The sequence below is a fragment of the Vibrio sp. 1078-1 genome (assembly GCF_033340475.1).
Window position 1 is genome coordinate 1 of the sequence record NZ_JAWOWM010000366.1, and the last position, 693, is coordinate 693.

1 protein-coding gene is annotated in these 693 nt (G+C 45.6%); it reads right to left on the minus strand.

Annotated elements, in window-relative coordinates; all coding sequences use genetic code 11:
* On the minus strand, positions 1 to 693 hold a 693-nt coding region (locus tag R7190_RS27620; protein WP_318137898.1), incomplete at both ends, for an alpha/beta hydrolase.

The following is a 693-nucleotide window of genomic DNA, read 5'->3' on the forward strand; positions in this document are numbered from 1 at the left end:
ATCGAGGGATTGCTCATATCCTTTTGTAATTGTCTTGGAACTGATCTTCTTCGCCTGCCCATAGTGGCTAAATAGCGCGACTAACTGGTTGTCACTGTAAGGAGAAACGGGGTCACCTTCTAAGCTCAGCGCTAAAATTGGCACCTTAGTTTTACGACTGCTCAAGAAGCCTTGAACTTTCAATGACCAAGCCATCATCTGCCCAGCCATGCTGTTGATATCAACTGCGCTTTTACCCAAACGAGAAGCCAGCATATCCAGATACATCTTCGGCATTTTTTGCAGCTTTTTCGGCGAGGTAAACAGATCATGCACCGGTGCGCCTAGTGCCACACACGCTTTGATCTTTTCTTGCTCAAGAAAAGACAGACGAACCATGGCATTGCCACCAAAACGGAAACCGACCAAACCAACTTTGTGATGATCAACGTAAGGAATGGAATAAAGCTCATTCAACACGGCTTGATGAAGACAGCTTGAATCTTCCGTCAAAGGCCAATGAGAACTGTGTCCAACTGATGGCATATCGACGGTTAACATTGCAATATCTTTAGGAGCAAAGTGATTGCGGAACAAACGCCACATGTCGGTTTGTAAACTGTCGAGTCCTGCACTCACCATCACAACTGGCAGCTGCTTATCGGTTCTTGGCAAATGCAAGTTAGCGATAATTTTGCGTTTTTGGTAAGGCAC